15 protein-coding genes are annotated in these 23,404 nt (G+C 64.3%); 12 read left to right on the forward strand and 3 right to left on the reverse strand.

The genetic code is table 11. The features are described from left to right. Positions 1-13: 13 nt before the first annotated feature. The 5 genes from gnd to FXB38_RS30860 are packed head-to-tail and all read left to right on the forward strand — an operon-like array spanning position 14 to position 4,646. Complete coding sequence (gene gnd, locus FXB38_RS30840; protein WP_148754749.1) at positions 14-1,012, forward strand: phosphogluconate dehydrogenase (NAD(+)-dependent, decarboxylating); 999 nt, start codon at positions 14-16, stop codon at positions 1,010-1,012. A 41-nt stretch (positions 1,013-1,053) separates the two neighbouring features. Continuing rightward, positions 1,054-2,565: a glucose-6-phosphate dehydrogenase gene (zwf, locus tag FXB38_RS30845; RefSeq protein ID WP_148754750.1), complete on the forward strand. Its 1,512-nt coding sequence runs from the start codon at positions 1,054-1,056 to the stop codon at positions 2,563-2,565. Next, the gene (gene pgl, locus FXB38_RS30850; RefSeq protein WP_187435264.1) at positions 2,565-3,314 is read left to right on the forward strand and encodes a 6-phosphogluconolactonase; all 750 of its coding nucleotides are present in this window, start codon (positions 2,565-2,567) and stop codon (positions 3,312-3,314) included. The genes zwf and pgl overlap by 1 nt, the downstream gene beginning before the upstream one ends. Then, a complete protein-coding gene (locus FXB38_RS30855; protein ID WP_148754752.1) occupies positions 3,301-3,837 on the forward strand; it encodes a gluconokinase in 537 nt (178 codons plus the stop codon). The genes pgl and FXB38_RS30855 overlap by 14 nt, the downstream gene beginning before the upstream one ends. Next, the gene (locus FXB38_RS30860; RefSeq protein WP_148754753.1) at positions 3,834-4,646 is read left to right on the forward strand and encodes an HAD family hydrolase; all 813 of its coding nucleotides are present in this window, start codon (positions 3,834-3,836) and stop codon (positions 4,644-4,646) included. The genes FXB38_RS30855 and FXB38_RS30860 overlap by 4 nt, the downstream gene beginning before the upstream one ends. A gap of 4 nt (positions 4,647-4,650) precedes the next feature. On the opposite strand, the gene FXB38_RS30865 is transcribed toward FXB38_RS30860, so the two are convergent. Further along, the gene (locus FXB38_RS30865; protein WP_148754754.1) at positions 4,651-6,456 is read right to left on the reverse strand and encodes a glycoside hydrolase family 15 protein; all 1,806 of its coding nucleotides are present in this window, start codon (positions 6,454-6,456) and stop codon (positions 4,651-4,653) included. A gap of 30 nt (positions 6,457-6,486) precedes the next feature. Then, positions 6,487-8,448, reverse strand: a complete 1,962-nt coding sequence (malQ, locus tag FXB38_RS30870; RefSeq protein ID WP_148754755.1) for a 4-alpha-glucanotransferase — start codon at positions 8,446-8,448, stop codon at positions 6,487-6,489. Between the two features lie 204 nt (positions 8,449-8,652). On the opposite strand from malQ, the gene FXB38_RS30875 reads away from it, so the two are divergent. From FXB38_RS30875 to treY, 6 genes are read left to right on the forward strand one after another with little or no spacing between them, the layout of a single operon-like run. Then, on the forward strand, positions 8,653-10,599 hold the full coding sequence (locus FXB38_RS30875; RefSeq protein ID WP_148754756.1) for a maltotransferase domain-containing protein: 1,947 nt from the start codon (positions 8,653-8,655) through the stop codon (positions 10,597-10,599). 11 nt (positions 10,600-10,610) lie between these two features. Then, a complete protein-coding gene (gene treS, locus FXB38_RS30880; protein WP_148754757.1) occupies positions 10,611-13,904 on the forward strand; it encodes a maltose alpha-D-glucosyltransferase in 3,294 nt (1,097 codons plus the stop codon). Beyond that, complete coding sequence (gene glgB / locus FXB38_RS30885) at positions 13,897-16,044, forward strand: 1,4-alpha-glucan branching protein GlgB (protein WP_246230258.1); 2,148 nt, start codon at positions 13,897-13,899, stop codon at positions 16,042-16,044. The genes treS and glgB overlap by 8 nt, the downstream gene beginning before the upstream one ends. A gap of 3 nt (positions 16,045-16,047) precedes the next feature. Continuing rightward, on the forward strand, positions 16,048-18,126 hold the full coding sequence (gene glgX, locus FXB38_RS30890) for a glycogen debranching protein GlgX (protein WP_148754759.1): 2,079 nt from the start codon (positions 16,048-16,050) through the stop codon (positions 18,124-18,126). Continuing rightward, positions 18,123-19,877 carry a malto-oligosyltrehalose trehalohydrolase gene (gene treZ, locus FXB38_RS30895; RefSeq protein ID WP_148754760.1) on the forward strand — a complete coding sequence of 585 codons (1,755 nt, stop codon included), beginning with the start codon at positions 18,123-18,125 and terminating at the stop codon, positions 19,875-19,877. Before glgX ends, treZ begins: the two co-directional genes overlap by 4 nt. 1 nt (position 19,878) lies before the next feature. Then, on the forward strand, positions 19,879-22,662 hold the full coding sequence (gene treY, locus FXB38_RS30900) for a malto-oligosyltrehalose synthase (protein ID WP_148754761.1): 2,784 nt from the start codon (positions 19,879-19,881) through the stop codon (positions 22,660-22,662). 3 nt (positions 22,663-22,665) lie between these two features. Here the strand turns inward: treY and FXB38_RS30905 are convergent, their stop codons facing one another. Continuing rightward, a complete protein-coding gene (locus FXB38_RS30905) occupies positions 22,666-22,983 on the reverse strand; it encodes a polyhydroxyalkanoic acid system family protein (RefSeq protein WP_148754762.1) in 318 nt (105 codons plus the stop codon). 181 nt (positions 22,984-23,164) lie between these two features. Between FXB38_RS30905 and FXB38_RS30910 the strand changes: the two genes are divergently transcribed. Further along, positions 23,165-23,329 (forward strand): DUF3309 family protein, encoded by a 165-nt coding sequence (locus FXB38_RS30910; protein ID WP_084292022.1) that lies wholly within the window; start codon positions 23,165-23,167, stop codon positions 23,327-23,329. Positions 23,330-23,404 lie beyond the last annotated feature (75 nt).

Consider the following 23,404-nt stretch of genomic DNA (forward strand, 5'->3'; position numbering starts at 1 on the left):
GAGGAATTTCTCAATGCAACTCGGCATGATCGGCCTCGGCCGGATGGGCGGCAACATCGTTCGCCGGCTGATGCACCACGGCCATTCGACCGTGGTCTATGACAAGGACGCCAAGGCCGTCGCCGGTCTCGCCGCGGATGGCGCTGTCGGCTCGGCGACGCTGGAAGAGTTCATCTCGAAACTGGAGCGGCCGCGCGCGGCCTGGGTGATGCTGCCTGCGGGCCGCATCACCGAGCAAACGATCGACACGATCGCGGGCGTGATGCAGGAGGGCGACGTCATCATCGACGGCGGCAACACCTTCTGGCAGGACGACGTCCGCCGCGGCAAGGCGCTGAAGGCGCGCGGTATCCACTATGTCGACGTCGGCACGTCCGGCGGCGTCTGGGGGCTCGACCGCGGCTATTGCATGATGATCGGCGGCGAGAAACAGGTCGTCGACCGGCTCGATCCGATCTTCGCAGCCCTAGCGCCCGGCGCCGGCGATATTCCGCGCACGGAGGGACGTGACGGGCGCGATCCGCGCATCGAGCAGGGCTACATCCATGCCGGTCCCGTCGGCGCGGGCCATTTCGTCAAGATGATCCACAACGGCATCGAATACGGCCTGATGCAGGCCTATGCGGAAGGATTCGACATTCTCAAAAACGCCAATATCGACGCCCTGCCTGCCGATCATCGTTACGATTTCGATCTCGCGGACATCGCCGAAGTCTGGCGGCGCGGCAGCGTGATCCCGTCATGGCTGCTCGATCTCACCTCGACCGCGCTCGCCGACAGCCCCGCACTGGCTGAATATTCCGGCTTCGTGGAGGATTCCGGTGAGGGACGCTGGACCGTGAATGCGGCGATCGACGAGGCCGTGCCGGCCGAAGTCCTGACCGCTGCGCTCTACACACGTTTCCGTTCCCGCAAGGACCACACCTTCGCCGAAAAAATTCTCTCGGCGATGCGCGCGGGGTTCGGCGGCCACAAGGAGCCGAAGCAGCCGGACGCTTCGAAGCCCGAATAAGAAGTCGAAGCAACAAGCAACACAGCGAAGGCCAATCGTTCGTGACAAAAGACCCGCAAGCAAAGCCCAAGCCGGAAAATTGCGCCTTCGTCATTTTTGGCGCCACCGGCGATCTCACGCACCGTCTCGTGATCCCCTCGCTTTACAATCTTGCCGCAGAACATTTGCTGCCGGAGAAATTTTGCGTCGTCGGTGTGGGCCGCAACGCCATGTCGGATGACGATCTGCGCGACGGTCTGTTGAAGGGCCTGAAGCAATTCGCAACGCGACCCGTGGACGACGATATCGCCCAGAGACTGCTGGAGTGCGTCACCTTCGTCGAGGCCGATCCGAAGGACCCGCCCTCCTTCGATCGCCTGCGCGAGCATCTGGATTCGCTGGAATGCGCGCAAGACACCGGCGGCAATCGCCTGTTCTATCTGGCGACCCCGCCCGCTGCATTCGCACCGACCGCACGCGAGCTCGGCCGCACCGGCATGATGAAGGAGAACGGCGCCTGGCGGCGGCTGGTGATCGAAAAACCGTTCGGCACCGATCTCACCTCGGCGCGGGCCCTGAATGCCGAGTTGCTGAAGATCATGGGCGAGCACCAGATCTACCGGATCGATCATTATCTCGGCAAAGAGACGGTGCAGAACATTCTGGTGCTGCGCTTTGCCAATGGCATGTTCGAGCCGATCTGGAATCGCAACCACATCGACCACATCCAGATCACGGTCGAGGAGAAGCTCGGCGTCGGCCATCGCGGCGGCTTCTACGACGCCACCGGCGCGCTGCGCGACATGGTGCCGAACCATCTGTTTCAGCTGATGTCGCTGGTCGCGATGGAGCCGCCGGCGCGTTTCGACGCCCATTCCGTGCGCTCCGAGAAAGCGGAGGTACTGACCTCGGTCCAGCAGCCGAGTCGCGAGGAAGCGCTGAAAAACTCGGTGCGCGCGCAATATCTCGCGGGCCGGATCGGCGACGACGAAATACCGGACTATCGGAAGACCGAGGACGTCAAGCCCGGCAGCGCCACCGAGACCTTTGTCGCGCTGAAGCTGATGATCGACAATTGGCGCTGGGCCGGCGTGCCGTTCTATCTGCGCACCGGCAAGGCGTTGGGACATAAACGAACGGAAGTCGCGATCAAGTTCAAGCAGGCGCCGCTCTCGATGTTTTCCGGCACGGCGGTCGATCGCCTCTCGCAGAACTTCCTCACCATCGGCATTGCGCCGACCGAGACCATCGAGCTTCAGTTCAACGCCAAGATTCCAGGACCGAGTATCACCATCGACGGCGTCGAGATGAAGTTCAAGTACGGCGATTATTTCCAGGCCGATCCCTCGACCGGATACGAGACGCTGATCTACGACTGCATGATCGGCGACAACATCCTGTTCCAGCGCGCCGACGGCATCGAAGCCGGATGGCAGGCGGTGCAGCCATTCCTCGATGCCTGGAAGAATGCGGGCAGCAACGGCATCGAAACCTACCCCGCCGGCAGCGACGGCCCGGCCTGTGCCGACGAGCTGCTGCGGCGCGACGGCCGCAGCTGGCGGAAATTTTCGTGATGGCGACGGCCGGGCAGCCGAAGCTGATCGTCGTGGCCGACGCGGAAGCCCTGGCGCAGGCCGCCGCGGAGCGGGTGGTGGCGCGGGTGGTTGCTAATCCCGGCCGGATCGCAATCTGCCTCACCGGCGGCTCGAGCCCGAAGAAGCTCTATCAGCTGCTCGGCAGCGAGGCCTGGCGTGGCAAGATTCCATGGGATCGCGTGCACTGGTTCATCGGCGACGAGCGTTTTGTCCCCGAGAGCGATCCCCTCAACAACATGGCCGTCGCGCGCGAGATCTTCCTCGATCGCAACGCGCCACCAGGCCATATCCATCCGATTCCGACCACAGCCGAGAGTCCCGACCAGAGTGCGGAAATCTATGCGCGCGAGCTGCAGGCCTTCTACGGCTCGGACCAGCTCGATCCGGCGCGGCCGCTGTTCGACCTCGTCCTGATGGGCGCAGGCCCTGATGGCCACACCGCCTCGCTGTTTCCCGGCTATCCCGCCGTCGAGGAGACTACGCGCTGGGTCGTCGGCGTCCCCAAGGCTAATGTCGCGCCCTTCGTGCCGCGGGTCTCGCTGACGCTGCCTGCGCTGGCCTCCTGCCGCGAGATGCTGTTCGAGATTGCCGGGCATGACAAGCAGCCGATCTTGACGCGCCTCCTCAATGGCGAGACTCTGCCGGCTGTACGCGCGCGCTCGAATGGCGGGACCCTCTGGCTGGTCGACCAGGCCGCGCTTCCGGAGGGGATTCGTGGCGGGCGCTAAAGCACCTTGTGCGTTGATCGTGATGGGCGTGTCGGGCTCGGGCAAGAGCACAGTGGCGGAATTGCTCGGCAAGCGGCTGGGCTGGCGATTCGAGGACGGCGACAGCTTTCACCCCGCGAGCAATGTCGAGAAGATGAGAGCCGGCCGTCCGCTCACCGACGAGGACCGCTGGCCCTGGCTCAACGCCATCGCCGACGAGATCGCGCGGGTCTGCAACAAGGGCGAGCACGTCATCATCGCCTGTTCGGCACTCAAGCACACCTATCGCGACGTGCTGCTGCGCGGACGCGACGACGTGCGCTTCGTGTTCCTGAAGGGTACGCAGGAGCTGATTGCCGACCGGCTCGCGCACCGCAAGGGTCATTTCATGCCGCCCGGGCTCCTCACCAGCCAGTTCAACACGCTGGAGCCGCCCGAGGCGAGCGAGCATGTCATCACGGCGTCGATCGATGAATCGGTCGAGGCGATCGTGGACGGCATCGTGCGGCAGTTGAAAATCGACGGCGGGAAACGCAAGCCATGACGAAAATATCACTGGTGGTCTCCGACGTCGACGGCACGCTGCTGACCAAGGACAAGACGCTGACGGAGCGCGCGAGGTCCGCCGTGCAGCGGCTGCACCAGGCCGGCATCGGCTTCACCATCACCTCCAGCCGGCCTGCGATCGGCATGCGCTTCCTGATCGAGCCGCTGGCGCTGTGGCTGCCGGTCGGCCCGTTCAACGGCTCCTCGATCGTCGATCCCGAGATGAACCCGGTCGAGCAGCATTTGATCCCGAAAAGCGCCGCCGAACGGTCACTGCGGATCCTCCGTGAATTCGGCGCCGACATCTGGCTGTTCACCTACGACAAATGGCTGATCGACAACCCGGCCGGCAAATATGTCGCGCATGAGCAGCACACGATCCGCTCCGATCCGACCATCGTAACGGATTTCTCGCCCTATCTCGCCAGCGCCTGCAAGATTGTCGGCGCCAGCGCCGATGCGGCGGGCCTCGAGGCTTGCGAGAAGGCGATGCAGCAGGCGCTCGGCGGCGAGGCCACTGCCGTCCGCTCGCAGACCTATTATCTCGACGTCACCCCGCCCGGCTTCGACAAGGGCACGTTCGTGCAGGCCATGGCCAAGCGGCTGGGCATCTCCACCGACGCGGTCGCAACCGTCGGCGACATGCAGAACGACCTTGCGATGTTCCGCGTCAGCGGCGTCTCGATCGCCATGGGCAACGCCACCGACAGCGTCAAGGACCAGGCGACAAACGTCACCGCAACCAACGAGCAGGATGGCTTTGCGGAAGCGATGGAGATGATCTTGAAGCGGAACGGGGCCGGCTAAGTCACTACTTCGATCGCTGCATCGCCGGCTTCTCGCTCGCGTGCCTTGCTGCCGAAAGATTGTGCGCGGTGTTGATGAGCGCGATGTGGGTCAGCGCCTGCGGGAAATTTCCGGTCTGGCGGCGGGCGACGGAATCGTATTCTTCGGCGAGCAGCCCGACATCGTTCGCCAGCGCAGCGACGCGATCAAACAGCATTTGTGCCTTGTCGAGATTGCCCGCCAGCACATGGGCGTCGGCCAGCCACAGCGTGCAGGCCAGGAACGCGCCCTCGATCGGCTGTTTCTCCTCGGAGATCTCGCGGGGATCGTGCCGGAGCACGAAACCGTCGCGCATCATGTGCTTCTCGACGGCGGCGATGGTGCCGCCGATGCGCGGATCGTCCGACGGCAGGAAGCCTACGCCCGGCAGCAGCAGCACGCTGGCATCGAGCAGTTTCGAACCATAGGATTCGACGAAGGCGTTCTCCTCCGCATCAAATCCCCTGTGGCAGACGTCGCGGTGAATGGCCCCGCGCAAGGCGCGCCAATGCAAGAGCGGCGCCTTGAAGCCGAAGGTCTCGGCGCTCTTGATGCCGCGATCGAAGGCGACCCAGGTCATCACCTTGGAGAAAACGTAATGCTTCGGCTTGCCGCGCCGCTCCCAGATGCCGTGGTCGGGTTGGTCCCAGACCTCGGCGAGATGATTGAGCACGGCGCATTCCAGCGCCCAGGTCGCCTCATTGTCGAGCTTGAGCTTGGCCATGCGCGACTGGTGGAAGGCGTCGATCAACTCGCCATAGACGTCGAGCTGGAGCTGGGCGTGGGCGGCATTGCCGACCCGCACCGGCTGGGCGCCTTCATAGCCATCGAGCCAGCCCGCCTCCCATTCCAGCAGCCGCCGCTGGCCCCAGATGCCGTACATGATCTGCATGTTCGCCGGCGAGCCAGCGGCGGCGCGCAGGAGCCAATTGTGCCAGGCCGAGGCTTCCTCGGTGTAGCCCGAGTTCATCAGCGCCAGCAGCGTGAAGGTGGCATCGCGCAGCCAGCAGAAGCGGTAGTCCCAATTCCTGGCGCCGCCGAGCTTTTCCGGCAGCGACGTGGTCGGCGCCGCGACGATGCCGCCGGTCGGGCCGAAGGTCAGCGCCTTCAGCGTGATCAGCGAGCGCATGACGAGCTCGTGGTAGTCGCCCTCGCGAACGCAACGGCCACTCCACTCCGTCCAGAATTTCCCGGTCTCCTGGAACGCGATTTCGGGATCGATCGGCTCGGGCGGATCGAGGTGCGAGGGACCATAGGTCAGCACGAACGGAACGGTCTCGCCGGCCTTGACCTCGAAGTCGGAGACGGTGGTCAGGTCCTCGCCGCGCGTCTCGACCGGTGTGCGCAGCACCGTCATGTCCTGGCCGGCGACTGCCAGCAGCGAGCGATCCTCGCAGCGGCGCACCCAGGGAATGTCCACACCGAAGCCGAAGCGGATCACGAGCTCCATCCGCATCTTGACGGTACCGGTGAGGCCGCGCACCAGCCGCACGATGTCGGAGGCCTTGCCCCGCGGCGGCATGAAGTCGATCAGCGCAACGGTGCCGCTCTTGGTCTCAAATCGCGTTTCGAGGATGAGGGTATCGCCGAGATAGCGGCGCGAGACCGCGGTGACGTCCTCGCCCGGCGCGACCAGCCAGCGGCCGGCCTTGCGCGTGCCGAGGATCGCGGCAAAGCAGGCGTCGGAATCGAAGGCCGGCCAGCACAGCCAGTCGATCGAGCCGTTGCGCCCGACCAGCGCCGCGGTCTCGCAGTCGCCGATCAGCGCATAATCCTCGATCTTCTCTGACAATGTCTTGCGAGCCTGAAAGATACCCGCCGATCAACTCCCGCCGATCAGGGAACGTTCCCGCGTCGCGGCCCTTAAAGCCGCGAGATCGACCTTGGCGGCGATCTTGTCGAGCGCAACCGGCAGACGCTGGCGCCAGTTCGGATGCTCGTCGATCGTGCCGGGAATGTTGGGCTGGTCGATCACGCCGAGCAGATCTTCCATCGACACCGCGAGCAGCCGCGACGGCGTGCGCGACAGGAAATTGAGCACGGAATAGAGATCGTTGCCGGTAATGCCGTTCTGGCGCAGGATCTGGTCGAGTCCGCCGAGCGCGTTCCACCGCGCCTGGTCGTCCTCGCCGGGATCGAGCCCGAGCGAGCGCTTCATCCTGAGATCGCTAAAGGAGCGCCAGCCCGCATAGGTGCAGAGATCATGCGTGTTCAGTGTCACCAGCGCGTTTGGCCGGTAGTGGTCGATATTCCGGAAATGGCCGGCATCGTCGCGCTCGAACATCATCACGAGATAGGACCAGATGCCGAAATCCTGCATGGTCTCGCGAAAACCTTCCGGCACGGTGCCGAGGTCCTCGCCGATCACGATGCATTTATGGGTGACGCTCTCGCGCACGACCGCGGCCAGCAGCGCCTCGAGCGGCATCTGCACATAGGCGCCGTTGTCGGGCTTGAAGCCGCGCGGCACCAGATACAAACGCTTCAGGCCCAGCACGTGATCGAGCCGGATCGCGCCGGCATGCCGCATCGAGGCGGCCACCATGTTGGCGAACGGCACGAAGGATTGCGCCTCGAGGCCGCCGGCGTTGAAGCCGGCGAGGCCCCAGTCCTGCCCGACGGTATTGAGCACGTCGGGCGGCGCGCCGACCGCAAGGTGGCGGGAGATCGCCGTCTGCTCGTTCCAGGCGTCGAAGCCGTTGGACTGTACGCCGACGGCAACGTCGAGATAGAGCCCGACGCGCATGCCGAGCTCGGCAGACAGCTGCTTGGCGGCGTGCAATTGCGCGTCAGCGGTCCACTGCACGAATTCGACGAACTCGACCTCGCGGCGGTCGGGACCCCTGCGGAGCTCGGCGCATCTGGCATCGTCCGGTTGCCGCCATTCCACCGGCCATTCCCACCATGGCACATTGAAACGATGTCGCAGCACCTCGAAGCAGGCGAAGCGCGACAGCAGCGGCCCCCGATCGGCACGGAAAGCGTCAAACTGGTTGCGGCGGACGCCGCTCGCGCTTTTCACGAAACTGTCAAAGGCGGCGCGCAGGCCCAGCCATTTAAGAGCCGCCATATCGGCATACGGGACACGATCACCTCGGCGCAGCCGCGCGGCGGTCGTGGCCGCGTCCGGGATGAAGTCTGCCGAGAATTCCGGGATGGCCTCGACGTCGATATAGAGCGGATTGAGAAACAGCCGGCTGTTCGGCGAATAGGGGCTGCAATCGGCCGGATGATCGTCGAACAGGACGTGCAGCGGATTGAGCCCGACGCCGTCGGCACCCAGTTGCTTGGCGAGCCTGACCAGGCCGGCCAGATCGGTGAAATCGCCGATGCCCCAATTGCGATTCGAGCGGACGCCGTAGAGCTGCACGGCGAGCAGCCAACCGCGGTCGAAATCGCCGCCGAAGGCGCGCTCGGGTGCCACGATCATCGGCACCTCTTCCGTCGCACCTGCCGCGTCGGTCAGCGTCAACCGATGATAACCAAGCGGCAGGCCGTTCGGCCAGGCGATCACGGGCTCGCGCGTCTCGCCTTGCGCGATCACATTGCCGCTGCCCGTGATTTGCCATTGCAAGGGCGCAGCGCCGAGGGCGGCCAGCTCGGTGCGGGGACTGCCGAGAGCGCGAACCACGACCGGCCCGCTGACGAAGCGGTAAACCCGCTTCTCGGGCAGGGCGTCGAGGATCGATTTCAGCGCGCCGGGCGCGGTGACCCGCAGCTTTCCGAGGGCATCGACGAATTCGGATTGAACGCCCTTGATCCGGGCTTGAGCTAAAAGGTCCATTCGGCACGCAGCTTGCAGGCCATTCTCAGGCCGGGGGCATCGATTTTAACGTGGTCGCGGAAGAGGTTAGTCGCACTTAACTCGCAAACTGCGCCTGCCGTTCCCAAGGGAACCAATGACACACAAGCGGCTTTCTATATAGGTACCAAGCGTAGGTTCCCGACAAGGGAAACGGGCCCCTGCACTCTTGTCAATGGCATCACCGTGAACAAGACAATTCAAACTGTCGAGAGTGCCGCTGCCGGCAGCGCTTTCCTGATCGAAGACGTCTATCCGTTGATCGACGGCGGCCGCTTCGCCGTGAAGCGGATCGCGGGCGATCGCGTCGAGGTGTGGGCCGACATCTATCGCGACGGCGACGCCACAATCAGCGCCGCGCTGATCTGGCGCGGCGAGCAGGACCGCGAATGGCAGCGCGAGATCATGACCCACCATGGCGATGACCGCTGGTCCGGTGCGTTCACACCAGTCGTATCAGGTCAATATGTCTACGCCATCGAAGCCTGGACCGACGAATTCGCCACCTGGCGTCACGGGCTTGAGCGCAAGCAGCTGTCCGGCGGCGACGTCACGCTCGATGCGATCGAGGGCGCGGGCCTGCTGACCAAGGCGCATGGTGCGCGGCAGGACGCCGCGGCCGTGATTGTCAGGCAATGCGAAAACTATCTCGGCAGCGGCGATGTCGCGCCGCTGCTTGCGGCCGAATTGGGCGCGGCCATGGCCGAGAGCCAGGCGCGACCCGACCTCACCCGCTCGCCGCTGTTTCCGTTGGTTATCGACCGCGACAGAGCGCGCTTCGGCGCCTGGTATCAGATGATGCCGCGCAGCCAGAGCCAGGTCGCCGGCCAGCACGGCACGCTCCGCGACTGCATCGCGCGGGTACCCGACATCGCCGCGATGGGTTTTGACGTGCTGTATTTCACGCCGATCCACCCGATCGGCCGTACCCGCCGCAAGGGCCGCAACAATGCCCCTGTCGCAACCGAGGGCGAGCCCGGCTCGCCCTATGCGATCGGCGCGGTCGAGGGCGGCCATGATGCGCTGCATCCCGAGATCGGCACCATCGAGGATTTCCGCGCGCTGGTCGCGACCTGCCTGGAATACGGCCTCGAGCTCGCGCTCGACTTCGCCGTGCAATGCTCGCCGGACCATCCCTGGCTGATCCAGCATCCGGAGTGGTTCAAATGGCGGCCGGACCGTTCCGTACGCACGGCGGATGGTCCCTATTCGGATATCGTCATCCCCGATTTCGCCTCCGTCGACCGGGTCGGGCTCTGGAACGCGTTTCGCGACGCGATGCTGTTCTGGATCGACCACGGCGTGACCATCTTCGCCATCGACAATCACGACACCGCGCCGCTTCCGTTCTGGGAGTGGCTCATCCTGGACATCCGCCGCCGGCATCCCGAGGTGGTCCTTTTCTCCAAGACCTTTGCACGGCCGAAGCTGATGAAGGGCCTCGCCAAGCTCGGCTTCGCGCAATCCTTCAGCTATTTCCCCTGGCGCACCGGGAAGTGGGAGCTGGAGCAATATCTCGGCGAGCTGACGCGTTATCCGGAGCGCGACTTTTATCGGCCGAACCTGTTCGTCAACACGCCGGACCTGCTGCCCTATCACCTCCAAAGCGGTGAGGCCTGGGCGTTCAAATCGCGGCTCGCGCTGGCCGCAACGCTGTCGGGCAATTACGGCGTCTATAGCGGGTTCGAGCTGCTCGAGCATGAAGCCGTTCCCGGCCGCGAGGAATATCAGGATTCCGAGAAGTATCAGATCAGGCAGCGCGACTGGGACAAGGCCGGCAACATCAAGCCCTACATCACGGAGTTGAACCGCATCCGCAACGAGAACGCTGCGCTTCAGCAGACGGTGGACCTGCGCTTTCTCAGCATCGAGGACGGCGAGACCATCGCCTTCGCCAAGGAGGCGGTTGATCCGGCCAACACCGTTGTCGCGACGATCGCACTCTCACGTCATGCGCGCGAGTTCTGGTTGCCGCTCGGCGACCTCACCATCGATGTCGGCGGCGAACGCCGCCACGTCACCGCCCTCGAAAATCTCCTCACCGGCGAACAGTCCCGCATCGAATGGGGCGGGATCAAATTGCGTATCGATCCCGACCGCGATCCGGCGCTCTTGTTCCGCTGTCTGGCGTAAGGATTCACGCCATGAATGTTTTGTCTTCCGTCGATGCCAAGAAGGTCGAGGCTGCCGAGATCGTGGATGAGCTCTGGTACAAGGACGCCGTCATCTACCAGCTCCACGTCAAGGCCTTTGCCGACAGCAACAACGACGGCATCGGCGATTTCGCGGGCCTGACCGAGAAGCTGCCCTATCTGCAGGATCTCGGCGTCACCGCGCTGTGGCTGCTGCCGTTCTACCCCTCGCCCGGCCGCGACGACGGCTACGACATCGCCGACTACGGCGCCGTCAATCCCGATTTCGGGACGATGAAGGATTTCAAGCGCTTCATCCAGGAGGCGCAGAAGCGCGGCTTGCGCGTCATCACCGAGCTCGTCGTCAATCACACGTCCGACCAGCACAAATGGTTCAAGCGCGCGCGCCGCAGTCCTGCCGGCTCGAGCGCCCGCAACTGGTATGTCTGGAGCGACACCGACCAGAAATACCAGGGCACGCGGATCATCTTCACCGACACCGAGAAGTCGAACTGGACCTGGGATCCCGAGGCCAGTGCGTTCTACTGGCACCGCTTCTTCTCGCACCAGCCGGATCTCAATTTCGACAATCCGCGCGTGGTCAGCGCTCTCATCCAGGTGATGAAGCGCTGGCTCGATGCCGGTGTCGACGGCTTCCGGCTCGATGCGATTCCCTATCTCTGCGAGCGCGAAGGCACCTCGAACGAGAACCTCCCCGAGACGCATGCGATCATCAAGCGTCTGCGCCAGGAGATGGATGCCTACTCCAAGGGAAAGCTGCTGCTGGCCGAGGCCAATCAATGGCCGGAGGACGTGCAGGAATATTTCGGCCGTGGCGACGAATGCCACATGGCCTACCACTTCCCGCTGATGCCGCGCATCTACATGGCGATCGCGCAGGAGGACCGCTTCCCGATCACCGACATTCTGCGGCAGACGCCGGACATTCCCGCGAGCTGCCAATGGGCGCTATTCCTGCGCAACCATGACGAGCTGACGCTGGAGATGGTCACCGACGTCGAGCGTGACTATCTCTGGACCACTTACGCCAATGATCCGCGCGCCCGCATCAATGTCGGCATCCGCCGGCGCCTCGCGCCGCTGATGGACAATGACCGGCGCAAGATCGAGCTGATGAACTCGCTGCTGCTGTCCTTCCCCGGCACGCCAATCATCTATTACGGCGACGAGATCGGGATGGGCGACAATATCTATCTCGGCGACCGCAACGGCGTGCGCACGCCGATGCAGTGGAGCCCGGACCGCAACGGCGGCTTCTCGCGCGCCGATCCCGCCCGTCTCTATGCGCCGCTGATCATGGATCCCGTCTACGGCTACGAGTCGGTCAACGTGGAAGCGCAGTCGCGCAGCCTGTCCTCGCAGCTCAGCGCCACCAAGCGGCTGATCTCGGTACGCAAGTCGACGCTGGCCTTTGGCCGCGGCACCATGACCTTCATCCGCCCGGCCAACCGCGCCGTGCTCGCCTATGTCCGGCAATATCGCGACGAGGTGATCCTCTGCGTCGCGAATCTGTCGCGCGCGGCGCAGGCGACCGAGCTCGATCTGTCGCCGTGGAAGGACCGCATCCCGCAGGAGATGCTCGGCCGCACGCGTTTTCCGCCGATCGGCGAGCTGCCTTACATGATCACGCTGGGGCCTTACGGCTTCTACTGGTTCCAGCTTCAGGAGCGCGACAAGTCCGAGCTGGTGGCGCCGAGCGCCGTGCCGGAATTCGAGACGCTGGTGGTCCCGGTCAATTCGACCTGGGTATCGCTGGCCCGCGAACGCGGCGTGTTCGAGCACGACGTGCTGCCGGGCTTCCTGTCGCGAACGCGCTGGTATCCCGAGCACAACCCCAAGCACATCAAGCCCACGCTGACCTCGGCGGTGCCGTTCTGCGACATCGGCGACAACCGGCCCTGGATCGCATTCTTCGAGACGGCGAAGGACGGCGTCACCACGCGCTATGTGCTGCCGATGCAGATCGAGTGGATGCGCTTCGACCGTGAACGCTTCAACCCGAAGGCACTTGCCGCCGTACGCCAGGGCGCGCGCGAAGGCACGCTGCTCGACGTCGCCACGGATCAGATCTTCATCGGACTGTTCCTGCGAGGCTTGTCGCAGAACCTGGTGGTGGAGGAGAACAATCTGAGGCTCGAATTCAGGCCGACCAGCCTGTTTTCCGAGTACATCGTGAAGGAGCCCGCGCGCATCCGCGCGATCGAGCAATCGAACAGCACAGCCCTGGTCGACAACCAGTATGTCGCCAAGATCTATCGCCAGCTCGAAAGCGGCGCCAACCCGGAGATCGAGATCGGCCACTATCTCACGGAGATCGTGCGCTTCCCCAATACACCGGCGCTGCTTGGCAGCGTCGAGCTGGTCGAAGGCGATAGCCGCAGCGCGGTCGGCGTTTTGCACGCCTATGTCGAAAACCAGGGCGACGGCTGGGTCGTGACCACGGGTTATCTCGACCGCTACATCGATGAGCAGCGGCTGGGGCCGGTGGACGAGATGCCCCGGGCCACCCAGGAGCAGGCGCCCTATCTGCATTTCATGGCGCAGACCGGCCGGCGACTTGCCGAGCTGCACGTGGCTCTGGCCGCCGCAAAGCCCGCCGCTCTCGCGCCAGAGCCGATCGGCTCCGCGCACGTCAAGCGCTGGATCTCAGACCTCAAGGCTCGCGCTGAGCGCGTCATCGAACGGCTGGCTGACAGCCGCGATGGCCTGCGTGAGGGCGACCGTCCGCTGATCGACCAGCTGGTCGCGGTGCGCGCGACCCTGCCCGACCACCTCAATGCGCTCTTGCCATCGGACATCGGCGGGTTGAACATCCGTCATCATGGCGACTTCCGCCTCGGGCAAATTCTGATCGTGAAGGACGACATCTTCATCATCGATTTCGACGGCGATCCGCGTCTCGCGCTGGCAGACAAGCGGGGCAAGCTGCCTGCCGCGCGTGACGTCGCGGGCCTGGTCCGCTCGATTGATCTTTCGGTTAACGCGGCGCTTAACCGGGCGATCTCCGGGGGCAGCGACGAGCAGGGCCGGCTCACGGCGGCGCTGGACGAATGGCGCGAGCGCGCCACCGCGACCTTCCTGTCCGCCTATCGCGAGGCCATGACCGATCGACGGCTCTGGCCGGAAGAGAACCATTCCGCGGACGGCATGTTAAGGTTTTTCCTGCTTGATCAAGCGTTCGACGAGGTAGAGTACGAGCTGTCCCACCGGCCGGAGGGGCTCAATGCGCCGCTGACCGGCCTGCTTCGCATTCTGTCCAATGCCGAGAGCGAAGCCCATGCCTAAACTGCCAGCCGAAGCCTACGCGATCATCGAGGGCCGCCACTCCGACCCCTTCCACTATCTCGGGCTGCACCCCGAGGGGAGCAAGAGCGTGGTGCGCGCCTTCCTGCCCGAAGCCTCGAATGTCGAGGCCGTCGGCGAGCATGGCGAGGTCGCCCAGCTCGACCGCGTCCACGATTCCGGCCTGTTCATCGGTGCCCTGCCCAACGGCTCGAAGCATTACCAGCTCCGCGCCAAATTCGGCGACAACGTCGTCGAGTTCGAGGATGCCTATCGCTTCCCGCCGATCCTGACCGATTTCGACCTCTACCTGCTCGGCGAAGGTACCCATCAGCGGATCTACGACAAGCTCGGCGCGCATCCGATGCGGCTGGAGGGCATCGACGGCATCGGCTTCGTGGTGCTGGCCCCGAATGCGCGACGCGTGTCCGTGGTCGGCGATTTCAATTTCTGGGATGGGCGGCGTCACCCGATGCGGGTGCGCGGCGCCGGCTATTGGGAATTGTTCATTCCGCACGCCAAGGCCGGCGACCACTACAAATTCGAGATCATCGGGCCACACGGCCATCTGCTGCCGCTGAAATCCGACCCGCTGGCATTTGCCAGCGAGGTTCGGCCGAAGACGGCCTCCATCGTGTTCGACGAAGCGCATTTGCCACGGCCGCGTCCTGCGCCCGACGGCATCAACGCGCTCTCGGCGCCGATGTCGATCTACGAGGTCCATCTCGGCTCGTGGCGGCGCAAGAACGGCGACGAATGGCTGACCTATCGCGAGCTCGCCGAGCAGCTGCCGGCTTATGCGCGCGATATGGGCTTTACTCATCTCGAATTCCTGCCTGTCAGCGAGCATCCGTTCGACGGCTCCTGGGGCTATCAGCCGACCGGCCTCTATGCACCGACCAGCCGCTTCGGTTCGCCCGAGGATTTTGCCGCCCTGGTCGATGCCTGCCATCGCGAGGGCATCGGTGTGCTGCTCGACTGGGTGCCCGGTCATTTCCCGGACGATCCGCACGGGCTCGGCAGCTTTGACGGCACCTCGCTCTACGAGCACGCCAACCCGCTGCAGGGCCGCCACCTCGACTGGGGTACGCTGATCTACAATTACGGTCGCACCGAAGTGACGAACTTCCTGGTGTCGAACGCACTGTTCTGGCTCGAACGCTACGCCATCGACGGCCTGCGCGTCGATGCGGTCGCGTCCATGCTCTACCTCGATTACAGCCGCCCGCCCGGCGCGTGGATCCCGAACCAGTATGGCGGCCGCGAGAACATCGAGGCCATAAACTTTCTGCGCCGCTTCAACACCGAACTGTTCGCGCGCTTCCCGCAGGCGACCACGGCGGCCGAAGAATCCACGGCATGGCCGCAGGTCTCGCGTCCGGTGGAATTCGGCGGGCTCGGCTTCGGCTACAAGTGGAATATGGGCTGGATGCACGACACGCTGAACTACATCAGCAAGGATCCCATCCATCGCAAGCATCATCACGGCGATATCCTGTTCGGCCTGCACTACGCGTTCTCGGAAAACTTCATCCTGCCGCTGTCGCATGACGAGGTCGTGCACGGAAAGCGCTCGCTCCTCGGTCGCATGCCCGGCGACGAATGGCAGCGCTTTGCCAACTTGCGCGCCTATTACAGCTTCATGTTCGGCCATCCCGGCAAGAAGCTGCTGTTCATGGGCGCGGAGATCGCGCAGAGCCGCGAGTGGAATCACGATCAGTCGCTCGACTGGCACCTGCTCGAATACAAATATCATTCCGGCATCCAGGCACTGATCCGCGACCTCAACCGGGCCTATCGCGCGGTGCCGGCGCTGCATCAGATGGATTGCGACCAGGCCGGCTTCGAATGGCTGATCACGGATGACGCCAACCGCAACGTGTTCGCCTGGATGCGCAAGGGATTTGATGAGCACGCGCGGTGCCTGGTGATCGTCAACTTCTCCCCGAACGTCTACCGCAACTACCGCGTTCGCGTGCCGTTTGCCGGCAAGTGGAAAGAGGTGTTCAATTCGGACTCCGCCCATTATGGCGGCACCAATGTCGGGAACATCGGCGAGGTCCAGACCGTTGACGGCAAGACGCCCGAGCTCCGCCTCACCATTCCGCCGCTCGCCGCGATCTTCCTCGTTCCGGAAAGCTGACCGATGCGTCTGACTACTGGATCGCACGCACGCCTCGGCGCAAGCTGGGACGGACGCGGCACCAATTTCGCGCTGTTTTCCGCCAACGCGCAGAAGGTCGAGCTCTGCCTGTTCGACCCCCAGGGCCGGCGCGAGCTGGAGCGCGTCGAATTACCGGAGCGTACCGAAGACGTCTGGCACGGCTATCTCAACGACGTCTCGCCGGGCCAGCTCTACGGCTACCGCGTGCACGGCCCCTACGAGCCCGAGCACGGCCACCGCTTCAATTCCAACAAGCTGTTGCTGGACCCCTACGCCAAGCGGCTCGCCGGACGGCTGGTTTGGAGCGACGCGCATTTCGCTTACCGCACCGGCTCGGCGCGCGAGGATCTGTCCTTTGATCGCCGCGACAATGCGCGCGGCATGCCCAAGGCCGTCGTGGTCGACGAGACCTTCAACTGGGGCCGGCGCGAAATCCGGCCCAATATTCCCTGGGAAGACACCATCATCTACGAGGCTCACGTCAAGGGCCTGACGCAGAAGCGCGATGACGTGCCGCCGAATTTGCGCGGCACCTATGGCGGCCTGTCGTCGCCGGCGATGATCGAGCATCTGAAGAAGCTCGGCGTCACCACGGTCGAGCTACTGCCGATCCACGCCTTCGTCGACGACCGCGTGCTGGTGGAGAAGAAGCTCGTCAATTACTGGGGTTACAACACACTGTCCTTCTTTGCGCCGGAGCAGCGCTACGCCCAGGACAACGTGCTCGATTCCTTCCGCACCACGGTAGCGCGCCTGCACGATGCCGGCATCGAGGTGATGCTCGACGTCGTCTATAACCACACCGCCGAAGGCAATCATCTCGGACCGACGCTGTGCTACCGCGGCATCGACAATGCCTCCTATTACTGGCTGAACCGCGAGAACCCGCGCTACTATGACGACTTCACCGGCTGCGGCTCGTCGGTGAACCTCACCCATCCGCGCGTGCTGCAGATGGTGATGGATTCGCTGCGCTACTGGGTCGAGGTCTGCCATGTCGACGGCTTCCGCTTCGATCTCGCCACCACGTTGGCACGCGGCCCGAACGGCTATGATCGCGGCATCTCGTTCCTCACCGCGATCCGGCAGGACCCGGTGCTCGCGACCGTCAAGCTCGTTGCGGAGCCCTGGGATCTCGGCCTCGGCGGCTATCAGGTCGGCGCATTCCCCTCGCAATGGTCGGAGTGGAACGACCGCTATCGCAGCGCCATGCGCCGCTACTGGAGCGGCGAAGGCAGCCTGATCGGCGACATCTCCAGCCGCATGACCGCGTCCTCCGACCTGTTCAACCACGACGGACGGCGCCCCCGCGCCAGCATCAACCACATCACCGTGCATGACGGTTTCACGCTCGCCGACCTGTTCAGCTATAACGAGAAGCACAACGAGGCCAACGGCGAGGACAATCGCGACGGCTCCAGCGACAACCACAGCAACAATTGCGGTGTCGAGGGCCCGACCGACGATCCGAACATCCTCAGCCTGCGGCGGCAGCTGCGCAAGAACGTGCTGGCCTGCCTGATGCTGGCGCAGGGCATTCCGCTGATCCTCGCCGGCGACGAGGTTGGCAACACGCAGTCCGGCAACAACAACGCCTATTGCCAGGACAACGAGGTGGGCTGGGTCGGCTGGGACAATCTCGGCAAGGACGGAGACGACATGATCGATTTCGTCGCCGACCTCGCCGAGATCCGCCGCCGGTTCTCGCAACTTCGCAGCCATCGCTGGCTCGACGGCCGACCGAAGGACGGCATCTCCTACGGCGCGCTGTGGCTGACGCCCGCCGGCGACGAGATGACGGAAAACGACTGGAAATTCCCGGAGGGCCGGTTCCTCTCTTATGTGATGGGACCGATGGAACCGGGCAGCGCGGCGATCTTTATCGTATTGAACGCCGCCCCCGAAGAGATCGCATTCAAATTGCCAAAAATGCCCGAATACAAGAGCTGGCAGCAGATCCTGAACACGACGGATGCCAAGCTGAACAGCGTTGATTTCCTGCCCGGAAGCGACAGCAAGGCGCCGCCGCGCTCGGTGCTCGCCTTCGCGGGGGCGCTATGAGGCCATCGTTCGGGGCGAAGCCGACCAAGGACGGCATATCGTTCCGATTGTGGGCGCCTGGCGCGCGTCGCGTCGATCTCCTGCTCGGAAGAGGGCACGCGATGCAGCGCCGCCAGGATGGCTGGTACGTCACCGAGATCGCCGGGCTGCCGGTCGGTAGCACCTACAAGTTTCGGATTGACGACGAGATCGACGTGCCCGATCCGGCGTCGGCCTTTCAGCCCGAGGATGTGTTCGGCCCGAGCGAGGTGATCGATCACGATGCCTTCGCGTGGCGCGCGAAGGATTGGCGCGGCCGCCCCTGGGAAGAGACGGTGCTGATCGAGACCCATGTCGGCACCTTCACGCGCGATGGCACCTACCGCGCCATGATCGACAAGCTCGATCATCTCGTCGCGACGGGCATCACGGCGCTGGAGCTGATGCCACTGGCCGATTTCGCCGGCCGCCGCGGCTGGGGCTATGACGGCGTGCTGTGGTATGCGCCCGACAGCGCCTATGGCCGCCCCGAACAGCTGAAGGCGCTGATCGACGAAGCCCATCTGCGCGGGCTGATGGTGTTCCTGGACGTCGTCTACAATCACTTCGGCCCCGAAGGAAACTATCTTGGCCGCTACGCGCCGACCTTCTTCACCGACGCGCACACGCCCTGGGGCAGCGCGATCGATTATCGCGTGCCGCAGGTGCGGGCCTTCGCCGTCGAAAACGCGCTGTCCTGGCTCAGCGACTACCGTTTCGACGGGTTGAGGCTGGATGCCGCCAACCACATCATGGCGATCCCCGGTGAACAATCAGTGCTGCACGACCTCAGCGCGGCCGCCGGTGAGCTCGCCAAGGCCACCGGACGACACATTCATCTGGTGCTGGAGAACGGCGACAACCGCGCCAGCCTGCTCGATGCCGCACAGGAGCCGCCGAACGGCAAATATCGCGCGCAGTGGAACGATGATTATCATCACGTCTGGCATGTGATGCTGACCGGCGAGCTCGCCGGTTATTACGCCGACTACCAGACGCCGCGCCTGGATCTCGCGCGCGCGCTCGGCTCGGGTTTCGTCTACCAGGGCGAGATCTCGGAATTCTGGGGCAAGAAGCCGCGCGGCGAAGCGAGTGGCGAATTGCCGCCGGCAAGCTTCGTCAACTTCCTGCAAAACCACGACCAGATCGGCAATCGCCCGCTCGGCGACCGGCTGGAGAGTTTGGCATCGCCAGAGCAGATCGAGGCTGCACTTGCGGTCACGTTGCTCGTACCGATGGTGCCGATGCTGTTTCAGGGTGAGGAATGGGGCTCGACGGCCCCCTTCCCGTTCTTCTGTGATTTCCACGGCGGCCTTATCGACGCTGTCCGCAAAGGCCGCCGGCAGGAATACGCCTGGGCCTACGAGAAATATGGCGATGACGTGCCGGATCCGTTCGATCCGGCAACACTGCAATCGGCCGTGCTGGACTGGACCGGGCGCACGCCGGCGCAGGATGCACGGCTCGCGCTGGTGCGAAAGCTGCTCGCAGTTCGTCGCAAGGAGATCGCACCGCGGCTCAAGGACGCGAGCTTCGGCGACGCCGAGGCTTCCGACAACGGCTTGCTTGCCGCCCATTGGCGCATGGGCGACGGCACCACGCTGCGCCTGACTGCAAATCTGTCGGACAAGGATATCGCGCATTCCATCGGCAATGCGGGCGCGCCGATCTGGGGCAGCGCAAGCGGCGATCGGCTTCCGCCCTGGTCGGTGATCTGGCATCTCGGAGGTTGATATGCCCTCCGCGATTCCTCTCGCGACTTACCGGCTCCAGCTCACCGCGGATTTCGACTTCGATAAGGCTGCCGCGGTGGTGCCTTACCTGAAGGCGCTTGGGATCACGCATCTCTACGCCTCGCCGGTCATGAAGGCGCGCAAGGGCTCGACCCACGGCTACGACACCGTCGATCACAGCCAGTTCAATCCAGAGCTCGGCGGCGAGGCTGGCTTTGCGCGGCTCAGCGACGCGCTCGCGCAGCACGATCTCGGTCTCATCATCGACTTCGTGCCGAACCATGTCGGCGTGCATTTTGCCGACAATCCCTGGTGGCTGGACGTGCTGGAATGGGGGCAGACCTCGCCGCATGCGGCCGCCTTCGATATCGACTGGGATTTGCTGCCCCACCGGGCCCGTGGCGGCGTGCTGCTGCCGATCCTTGGCTCCTCCTATGGTGAGGCGCTCGAGCGCAGCGACATCGCGCTGCGCTATGATCCCGAGGAAGGCAGCTTTTCCGCCTGGTATTTCGAGCATCGCCTGCCGATCGCGCCGGAGCGCTATGGCGAGCTGCTGCGGATGATCGTGAAGGAGGCGGACGCTGCCGAGACCGAGGCCGGCAAACGCCTGCTCTCGCTCGCCGCACGCTACACCGGCCTGCGCCGGCCGAACCGCAAGGAAGCTCCCGGCTTCAAGACGGAACTGAAAGAGATCGCCGGCGCCGCCGACATCATCGCGCACGGCCTCGCCGCCTATCGCTCAGGAAAAGATCGCCCGGCGCAAACGCTGGCGCTGCATCATCTGCTGGAGCGGCAGAACTACAAGCTCGGCCATTGGCGCCTTGCGTCGAGCGACATCAATTATCGCCGCTTCTTCGACGTCAACGGGCTCGCCGGCCTGCGCGTCGAGGACGCAAGCACCTTCGCGGCCACGCACCGGCTGGTGAAGCAGCTCGTTGCCGACGACAAGCTACAGGGCATCCGCCTCGACCATATCGATGGCCTGCGCGATCCCGCGCAATATTGCCAGCGGCTGCGCCGGCTGGTGCGCGACGCGCAAGGCAACACAAAGCCGTTCTACACGGTGATCGAAAAGATCCTGTGCGAACACGAGCGACTGCCGCATTTCGCCGGCGTCCAGGGCACCACCGGCTATGAATGGATGAACGCCATCACCCAGGTGCTGGTCGACGCCAAGGGGCTGGAGGCACTGGACGAGACCTGGCGGCAGATCAGCAACCGGCCGCCGCGACTGGCGCCCTATGTCAAGGACGCCAAGCGGCGCGTGCTGGAGACACTGCTGACCAGCGAATTTACCGTGCTGGCCCGGCTGCTCGCGCGCATCGCCAATGGTCACTACTCGACCCGCGACTTTTCCGCCGACAGCTTGCGGCAGGCGCTGGAATTGTATGTGCTGCACTTCCCGGTCTATCGCACCTATTTGACGCATAGCGGCCCGACCGCGCTCGATCGAAAACTGATCGACGACACCATCGCGCGCGCCCGCGCCGAATGGTTCGCCGCGGACGAAGGCATTTTCGACTTCCTGCGCGATGCGCTCACCATGGACCTGCTCAAGCCCGGCCGCCCGCCGCACAGCGCCCCGCGCGTGCGCCGTTTTGCGCTGAAGGTGCAGCAGTTCACCGGGCCGATGATGGCGAAGTCGCTGGAGGACACGGCTTTCTATCAATTCCACCGGCTGCTGGCGCTGAACGAGGTCGGCGGCGATCCCGCAAGCAAAGGCCTCAGCATTTCCACCTTCCACGAGGCGATGCGGGCCCGCGCCAGGGAATGGCCGCAAGGGATGACGGCGACCGCGACCCACGATACCAAGCGCGGCGAGGATGCGCGTGCGCGGATCGCGGCGCTCAGCGAAATTCCGGGCGAATGGACCAGCGCGGTTTCGCGCTGGAAGGTGCTGAACGCACCGCACCTCGCGCTCCACGGCAATCTGCGCGCGCCATCGGCGACGTTCGAGTATATGCTTTACCAGACCCTGCTCGGCGCCTGGCCGCTCGAGGAAAGGGATGCCAGTTTCGTCGAGCGCATCCAGGCCTATGCGTTGAAGGCCGCACGCGAGGGCAAGGAAGAGACGAGCTGGCTCAATCCGCATGAGACGTATGAGAGCGGCGTAAAGAGCTTCATCGAGAAAATCCTCGATCCCACGCTGTCAGGCGAATTCCTGGAGGCGATGCAGACCCTCGCCCGCCGCGTCGCGCTGCTCGGTGCGCTGAATTCGCTGAGCCAACTCACGCTGAAGGCGACGCTGCCGGGCGTGCCCGATTTCTACCAGGGCACCGAATACTGGGACCTGTCGCTGGTCGACCCCGACAACCGCCGCCCGGTGGATTTTGCCTTGCGGCAAGCGGCGCTGGGTTCGTTGGAAACGCTGGACTGGAGTGGACTGATCAAGAGCTGGCTGGACGGACAGCTCAAGCTCGCCTGGACGCGGCATCTCCTCAAACTGCGCAACGAGCTCGCCGACGTCTTCGCGCAGGGCGACTATCAGCCGCTCGATGTCCGTGGCGCACACGCGGACCACGTCATCGCCTTTGCCCGTCGCCGCGGCCGCGCTGCCGCCGTGGTCGTGGTCGCACGCCAGTTCGCACCATTCACGCAAGCCGGGCGGGAATGGCCCACACTCGAAGGGTTTGACGCCACCGTCGACATCAGCGGCTATACCGCGCCGGGCCTTGCGGGCAACGAACTGCCGCTGGCGCAGGCCTTTCGCGACTTTCCAGCTGCGGTCATCGAAACCCGCGCAGCAAGCGCCATCAGGCCTCCGAGACAGCGCGTCCGCGCCTGACGCCTATTTTCTCTCGTCCTTGGTCAGCAGCAATTGTCCACGCTTGCGGATAGTCGCCTGCGCCATCTCGGCGAAGCGCTGCAGCAGCCACGGCAGCACCACCTCGACCTTGACGTGATCGTCGGCGACATCGACTTGGCCCGTCGCAATCTGCCCGAGCGCGCGAATGCGAAAGGCCAGAGTGTCGCCGCTCCAGCGCTCCTCCTCGACCTGCATCACGGGAATGCTCGCCGCGGCGCGGCCGAGCCCGGTCTTGAGCCGATGCACCGCTTCCTCGCGGCCGAGGCGATGCGGAATGGAAACGACAAGCGGTGCTGACATGGCCCTGCCTGTGCTGGCTGATCCTCACATAGTCATGCCGGTCGGACGGTCAAAGGTTCCATGCAAGTTGGGAGCTGTCGACCCGTTTCAAATCCGGAACTTTAAAACCTGCGGCAAGTTGGCTCCGAACAACGGGACAGGTTGCAACGACCCTTTCAACAAAGGGTTGGAGGAGACTAGCATGTCTATTGGTACGATCATTCTGATCATTTTGGTCATCGCGCTGCTCGGCGGCTTCAGCGGCATCGGCGGTGGGCCGTTCTACGGCACTGGCTATTACGGCGGCGGCGGCCTCGGGCTCGTCATCATCATTCTGCTGATCCTCCTGCTGTTGGGGCGGATCTAGTCGATATCTCGTAGGGTGGGCAAAGGCGCAACGCGCCGTGCCCACCTCTTCGTTGCAAGACAAAAAGGATGGTGG

Origin of the sequence: Bradyrhizobium cytisi, assembly GCF_008123515.1 — a bacterium.
GTDB classification, from domain to species: Bacteria; Pseudomonadota; Alphaproteobacteria; order Rhizobiales; family Xanthobacteraceae; genus Bradyrhizobium; species Bradyrhizobium cytisi.